The following is a 6,101-nucleotide window of genomic DNA, read 5'->3' on the forward strand; positions in this document are numbered from 1 at the left end:
GCCATTGACGATGGCCACGTTCTGCGCGGCCGCCCAGGGAGCGGTGGTGATCAGCGCCGCCGCGGTCAGTGCCGTGAGGGTGACTTTCATGGAAATCCTCGGAGTTGGAAAAAGGGGTTGGAGCCGACGCGCCCGCGCGGGTTCGCGGGGGATGTGACAGAAGGTAGCCGGGGGCCGTGTCAGCGCTGGATCTCGATGGCCAGGGCGTGCAGCCCGGCGTCGGTGAATTGACGCAGGGCATCATACACAAGGCGATGCTGCGCCACCCGGCCCAGTCCGGCGAAGGCGGGCGCCGCGATGCGCACCCGGAAATGCGTGCCGTAGCCCAGGCCATTGGCGCCCGCATGGCCCGCGTGCGCGGCGCTTTCGTCGATGACTTCCAGGGCGCTGGGCGCGAGGGTGTCGCGCAGCCGCGCCTCAATGGCGGCGGCGGTGGGGACGGTGGGGCTCATGGGTGGCTCAGGTTTCGGAGCGGGGCTCGTCGTCCTTGATGTGGCGCGCGATGTACAGGCCCTGCGCGACGATGAAAAGCACCGGGAAGATGTAGCCCCAGAGCTTGAAGTTCACCCATTGCTCGGTGGTCTGATAGGCGGCGAACCAGGCGTTGATGGCGGCCATGAACAGGAAGTAGCCGACCCAGGCCACCGTCAGGCGCGCCCACACGGGCTGGGGCAGGGTGAGCTGGCTGCCCAGCAGCATCTGCAGGAAGTTCTTCTTCCAGCCCCACAGCGCGGCGCCCAGCACCACGGCCATGCCCGCGTAGAGCACCGTGGGCTTCCATTTGATGAAGCGCTCGTCCTGCAGCACCAGGGTGAGCACGCCGAACACCAGCACCAGCACCAGCGTGATCTTGTGGATGTTCTGCAGCTTGCGGTCGATGGCGTAGACGATGCCGCATTGCGCCACGGTGGCGGCCATGAGCACGCCGGTGGCCAGGTAGATGCCTTGCATCTTGTAGGCGGCGAAGAAGAGCAGGATGGGGAAAAAGTCGATCAGCAGGCGCATGGGTGCGATTATCCGTGGAGCCCGCACCAGGGAACCGCGGCGGGGCCGGGCGGCTCTGACTTTCCGCCGCCGCCTGGCGGCCCTTCCCGTTCGTCGTCTGGAGATTTCATGAGCCCGCAAGAACAGCAAGCCATCCTCACCATCGCCCTCATGGCCGCCCTGGCCGACGGCGCCAAGGCCGACGCCGAGCGCGAGAGCATCCGCGGCATCGCCGAATCCCTGGGCGGGGAGGGGGGGGCCGCCGGCCTGGCCAGGGTGTACCAGGACGTGCTGCTCAAGCGGGTGGACCTGGCGGCCTGTGTGGCCCGGCTGGGCGACCCGGGCCAGCGGGAACTGGCCTACGAAATGGCGGTCTGCGTGTGCGACGCCGACGGCGCCCGCTCGCCGGCCGAAACGGCGTTCCTGGCCGACCTGAAGGCGCGGCTGCGGCCGGATGCGGCCGAATCGGCGGCGTTCGAGAAGGCGGAGGCCGAGCTGGTGGACGCGGCCGCCACCGTGGCGCCCGTGGCGGTGGCCGCCGCCGCGGCCCCGGTCGCGAGCGAGCGGCGCGGGCCCGACGGGGCGGCGCTGGACAAGTCCATCCTGAACTACGCGCTGCTCAACGGCGCGCTGGAGCTGCTGCCGCAGTCCTGGGCCTCGATGGCCATCATTCCGCTGCAGGTCAAGATGGTCTACGAGATCGGCAAGGCGCACGGCGTGGAGCTGGACCAGGGCCACATCCGCGAGTTCATCGCGGCGGTGGGCGTGGGCCTGACCTCGCAGTACCTGGAGCAGTTCGGGCGCAAGCTCATCGGCGGCCTGCTGGGCAAGGCCGCGGGGCGCGCGCTGGGCGGGGTGGGCCGCGCGGCCACCGGCATGGCGTTCTCCTTCGCCACCACCTACGCGCTGGGGCAGGTGGCCAAGCGCTACTACGCGGGCGGGCGCCAGATGAGCACGGACCTGCTCAAGCAGAGCTTCCAGGACCTGCTCGGCCCGGCCAAGCAGATGCAGACGCAGTACCTGCCACAGATCCAGCAGAAGGCCGCCACCCTGGACGCGGGCCAGGTGATGGCGATGGTGCGCGGGCGCTGAACGCGCCGCTCAGGCGGGCGCCGGTGCGCCCTCGCGCATGACCGCCGCCGCGATGTCCAGCGAGCGCAGGCGCAGCGCCGGGTCGAACACGTCGCTGACGAGGATGAACTCGTCGGCCTCAGTCAGGTCGGCCAGGCGCTGCAGGCCCGCGCGCACCGAATCGGGGCTGCCGATGACGGCGGCGGCCAGGAAGTCGCCGATGCCCTGGCGCTCGTGCGGGGCCAACGAGGCCACGAAGCCTTCGACCGGCGGCGGCAGCTGCCCGCGCTTGCCGGTGAGGATGCCCAGCACCCGCTGGTAGGTGCTGCTGGCCAGGTACTCCGCCTCCTCGTCGGTCGGCGCGGCGATCAGCGGCACGCCGATGGCGGCGTAGGGCTTGGACAGGGTCTCGGAGGGCTGGAACTCGGCGCGGTAGACCTCCAGCGCCTGCAGCAGCAGGCGCGGCGCGAAGTGCGAGGCGAAGGCGAAGGGCAGGCCGCGCTGCGCCGCCAGCCGGGCCGAGAACAGGCTGGAGCCCAGCAGCCAGATCGGCACGTGGGTGTTCTGCCCCGGCACGGCGACCACGCGCTGGCCCGGCTGCACCGGGCCCAGGAAGGCGGCCAGCTCGGCCACCTCGCGCGGGAAATCGGCTTCGGTCTCCACGCGGTCGCGCCGCAGCGCGCGCATGGTCAGACCGTCGGTGCCGGGCGCGCGGCCCAGGCCCAGGTCGATGCGGCCCGGGTACAGCTCGGCCAGGGTGCCGAAGGCCTCGGCCACCACCAGCGGCGCGTGGTTGGGCAGCATCACGCCGCCCGAGCCCACGCGGATGCGCTGCGTCGCGCCCGCGATGTGGCCCACCAGCACGGCCGTGGCCGAGCTGGCGATGCCGCTCATGTTGTGGTGCTCGGCCAGCCAGTAGCGCGTGAAGCCCAGGCGCTCCACGTGCTGGGCGGTCTGGCGCGTGATGGCCAGGGCGTCGGCCACGCTGCCGCCTTCGCGCACGGCGACGAGGTCGAGCATGGACAGTCGGATGTCGGCGAGGTTCGGCATCGGCTCACTTCTCCTGCAGGTCGATGGCGGCCGAGTTCATGCAGTAGCGCAGGCCGGTGGGCGCGGGACCGTCCTCGAACACATGGCCCAGATGGGCGCCGCACTGGCTGCACACGGTTTCGGTGCGCACCATGCCGTGGCTGCGGTCGCTGATTTCGGTGATGGCACCGGGGATGGCCTTCCAGAAGCTGGGCCAGCCGCAGCCGGCGTCGAACTTGGTGCCGGCGTCGAACAGGTGGTTGCCGCAGCAGACGCAGTGGTAGCTGCCATCGGCCCAGATCTCTTCGTACTTGCCGGTGAAGGGGCGCTCGGTGTAGGCCTTGCGCGTGACCTCGAAGGCGCCGGGCTCGGCGCCCTTGGCGGCGAGGATCTCGCGCCACTCGGCTTCGGTTTTCTTGATGGGGAAGTCCATGTCGGCGGTCCTTTCAGGAGGAGCAGCTGATTTCGATGTGCTGCGCCCAGTCGGGGGGGAAGGCGGCGAGGTCGTCCTCGCCGGTTCGTTCGTCGAACGGGGCCGCCAAGGCGTTCAGCAGCCGGTCGACCTCGCTGAAATCGCCTTGCTGGGCGCGTTCGATGGCCGTCTGCGCCAGGTGGTTGCGCAGCACGATGCGGGGGTTGACGCGGTGCATGGCGGCCGCGGTGGTGGCGGCGTCGAAGCCGGGCTGGGCGCGCAGGCGCGCCTGCCAGCGAGCGGCCCAGGCGTCGAAGGCCTCGCGCTGCAGGAAGAGGTCGCGCGCGGGGTCCAGTCGGCCCTCGGCGGCGTCGCCCAGGCGGCGGAACAGGATGGTGAAGTCCACCGCGTCCTGGGCCATGAGCTGCATGAGCGATTCGACCAGTTCGGCGTCGCCGTCCCGGGTGTCCGCCAGGCCCAGCTTGGCGCCCATGCGGCGCGTGAGCGCGGCGGGGAACAGGGTCTTGTACGGCTCCAGCGCGTCCAGCGCCTGTTGCTGCTCGTCCATCAGCGGCAGCAGGGCCTGGCCCAGGCAGAACAGGTTCCAGTAGGCCACGTTGGGCTGGCGGTGGTAGGCGTAGCGCCCGCCATGGTCGCTGTGGTTGCAGATGTGCGCCGGGTTGAAGGCGTCCATGAACTGGAAGGGGCCGTAGTCGATGCTGAGGCCCAGGACGCTCATGTTGTCGGTGTTCATCACGCCGTGGCAGAAGCCCACGGCCTGCCACTGGGCCATCAGCTCGGCGGTGCGCGCGCTCACGGCCTGCAGCAGCCGGGCGTAGGCATTGCCCTGGCCGTCGCGGCATTCGGGGTACCAGCTGTCGATGACGAAATCGGCCAGGCGGCGCAGCTCGGCGGTGTGGCCGTTGGCCGAAAAATGCTCGAAGTGCCCGAAGCGGATGAAGCTGGGCGCCACGCGCGCCACCACGGCGGCGGTTTCCACGGTCTCGCGGACCACCGGCTGCGGCGAGCCGGTGAGGCTGAGCGCGCGCGTGGTCGGTATGCCCAGGCCATGCATGGCCTCGCTGCACAGGTACTCGCGGATGGAGCTGCGCAGCACGGCGCGGCCGTCGCCCATGCGCGAGTAACGCGTGAGGCCGGCGCCCTTGAGCTGCACCTCCATCGGCCCCTCGGGCGTGTCCAGCTCGCCGAGCAGGATGGCCCGGCCGTCGCCGAGCTGGCCGGCCCAGACGCCGAACTGGTGCCCGCTGTAGACGGTGGCCAGGGGGCGCGTGCCCTCGATGGGCAGCGAGCCGGCCAGCGCCCGCACGGCGTCGGCCTGGCGCAGGCGCTGCGGGTCCAGCCCCAGCGCGGCCGCCAGCGGGGCGTTCAGTCCGATCGGGTGGGGGTCGGGCAGCGGGGTGGGCTGCACCTCGGTGTAAAAGGCCGGCCCCAGGTCGGCGAAGCGGTGGCGCCAGGGCCGGGCGAGGTCCAGCGCCGCGGGCGCGGCGAGCGCGGTGTCGTTCATCTGGTGAATTGTCCCCGCAGGGGGTATTCCGGCGTGGCACCAGGGCCATGGCGGATTGCCAGCACCGGGCCGCACTTGATAATAGGCGCCGGTTATGCGTCGGCCGCACGCTGGCGCCAGGGGGAATAACAACCATGAAGAAGAACAATGCGGACTGACGCCCAGGCCATCCTGTTCGTTGACGACGAAGCCGTGTCCCGGCAGTGGTTCTCGCGCTGCTTTGGCGACGAATTCGAGATATCCACCGCCGCCAGCGTGGACGAAGCGCTGGCCATCCTCACCGAGCGCGGAGAGAGCTTCGCGGCCCTCATCACCGACTACCGCATGCCCGAGCAGGACGGCATGAAGCTGCTGCGCTTCGTGCGGCGCGAGCACCGCCACCTGGTGCGCCTGCTGGTCACGGCCTATGCCGAGAAAGACGTGGCCATCGCGGCGGTCAACCAGGGCCAGGTGATGCGCATCCTGGAAAAGCCCCTGGAGGAAGAGCCCACGCGCGAGGCCCTGCGCGAGGCGCTGTCGCTCTACCGCCACCAGGCGCTGGAGCGTGCGCTCAACGAGGGCCGCGCCGCCGCGCTGCGCGAAACCCTGGGCTTCCTGGCGCACGAGCTCAATACGCCGCTGGCCACCGTGCGCGGCAGCGTGGCGGCGGTGCTGGAGCGCCACCGACCGCCGGAGCCGGGCGACGCCCCGGGCACGGTGCGCTTCGAGGGCCTGGGCCCGCAGGAGCTGCTGGCGGCGCTGCAGCGCGCCGAGCGACGGGCGCTGTACTGCCAGTCGCTGGTGGCCACCTTCGTGCAGTCGGCGCGCGACGCCTACCCGGGCGCCGCCCCGCAGACCGTGAGCGCGGCCAGCCTGCTGGGCTCGCTGGTCGACGAGTACCCCTTCGAAGACCGCGAACGCCATTGGGTGAGCACCGAGCTGCGGCAGGACTTCCGCCTGCCCGGGCGGCGTGACCTGTTGTACCTGGTGCTGTGCACCCTGACCAAGAACGCCATCCTGGCGCTGCGCGACACGGCCGAACCGCGCCTGCGCATCGAGGTGGACTGCGCGCCGGGGCCGGGCGCCCCGCGCGCCTGGATC

Annotated in this window: 7 protein-coding genes; 2 read left to right on the forward strand and 5 right to left on the reverse strand. The window is 71.1% G+C overall.

The window, feature by feature from the left end; translation table 11 throughout:
• Window positions 1-179: 179 nt before the first annotated feature.
• Together BGO22_RS19215 and BGO22_RS19220 are read right to left on the reverse strand one after the other, a co-directional pair.
• A complete protein-coding gene (locus BGO22_RS19215; RefSeq protein WP_070398369.1) occupies window positions 180-452 on the reverse strand; it encodes a BolA family protein in 273 nt (90 codons plus the stop codon).
• A gap of 7 nt (window positions 453-459) precedes the next feature.
• Window positions 460-1,005: a septation protein A gene (locus tag BGO22_RS19220; RefSeq protein WP_070398370.1), complete on the reverse strand. Its 546-nt coding sequence runs from the start codon at window positions 1,003-1,005 to the stop codon at window positions 460-462.
• A 108-nt stretch (window positions 1,006-1,113) separates the two neighbouring features.
• Between BGO22_RS19220 and BGO22_RS19225 the strand changes: the two genes are divergently transcribed.
• A complete protein-coding gene (locus BGO22_RS19225; RefSeq protein WP_070398371.1) occupies window positions 1,114-2,076 on the forward strand; it encodes a YcjF family protein in 963 nt (320 codons plus the stop codon).
• Between the two features lie 9 nt (window positions 2,077-2,085).
• Here the strand turns inward: BGO22_RS19225 and BGO22_RS19230 are convergent, their stop codons facing one another.
• The 3 genes from BGO22_RS19230 to BGO22_RS19240 are packed head-to-tail and all read right to left on the reverse strand — an operon-like array spanning window position 2,086 to window position 5,021.
• On the reverse strand, window positions 2,086-3,105 hold the full coding sequence (locus BGO22_RS19230; protein ID WP_070398372.1) for an LLM class flavin-dependent oxidoreductase: 1,020 nt from the start codon (window positions 3,103-3,105) through the stop codon (window positions 2,086-2,088).
• Between the two features lie 4 nt (window positions 3,106-3,109).
• On the reverse strand, window positions 3,110-3,517 hold the full coding sequence (gene msrB, locus BGO22_RS19235) for a peptide-methionine (R)-S-oxide reductase MsrB (protein ID WP_070398373.1): 408 nt from the start codon (window positions 3,515-3,517) through the stop codon (window positions 3,110-3,112).
• A gap of 13 nt (window positions 3,518-3,530) precedes the next feature.
• Entirely contained in the window at window positions 3,531-5,021 is a 1,491-nt protein-coding gene (locus BGO22_RS19240) for a protein adenylyltransferase SelO (protein ID WP_070398374.1), read from the reverse strand.
• A gap of 147 nt (window positions 5,022-5,168) precedes the next feature.
• Between BGO22_RS19240 and BGO22_RS19245 the strand changes: the two genes are divergently transcribed.
• Window positions 5,169-6,101 (forward strand): response regulator (locus BGO22_RS19245; protein ID WP_286852237.1); only part of this gene is annotated, 933 nt, incomplete at its 3' end.

It is taken from the genome of Hydrogenophaga sp. 70-12 (genome assembly GCF_001897365.1).
Lineage (GTDB): Bacteria > Pseudomonadota > Gammaproteobacteria > Burkholderiales > Burkholderiaceae_C > Hydrogenophaga > Hydrogenophaga borbori.

Excerpts from the sequence above, each read along its gene's own strand:
- msrB (WP_070398373.1), bottom strand. The coding sequence starts at position 3,517 with ATGGACTTCCCCATCAAGAAAACCGAAGCCGAGTGGCGCGAGATCCTC.
- BGO22_RS19240 (WP_070398374.1), bottom strand. The coding sequence starts at position 5,021 with ATGAACGACACCGCGCTCGCCGCGCCCGCGGCGCTGGACCTCGCCCGG.
- BGO22_RS19225 (WP_070398371.1), top strand. The coding sequence starts at position 1,114 with ATGAGCCCGCAAGAACAGCAAGCCATCCTCACCATCGCCCTCATGGCC.
- BGO22_RS19220 (WP_070398370.1), bottom strand. The coding sequence starts at position 1,005 with ATGCGCCTGCTGATCGACTTTTTCCCCATCCTGCTCTTCTTCGCCGCC.
- BGO22_RS19230 (WP_070398372.1), bottom strand. The coding sequence starts at position 3,105 with ATGCCGAACCTCGCCGACATCCGACTGTCCATGCTCGACCTCGTCGCC.
- BGO22_RS19215 (WP_070398369.1), bottom strand. The coding sequence starts at position 452 with ATGAGCCCCACCGTCCCCACCGCCGCCGCCATTGAGGCGCGGCTGCGC.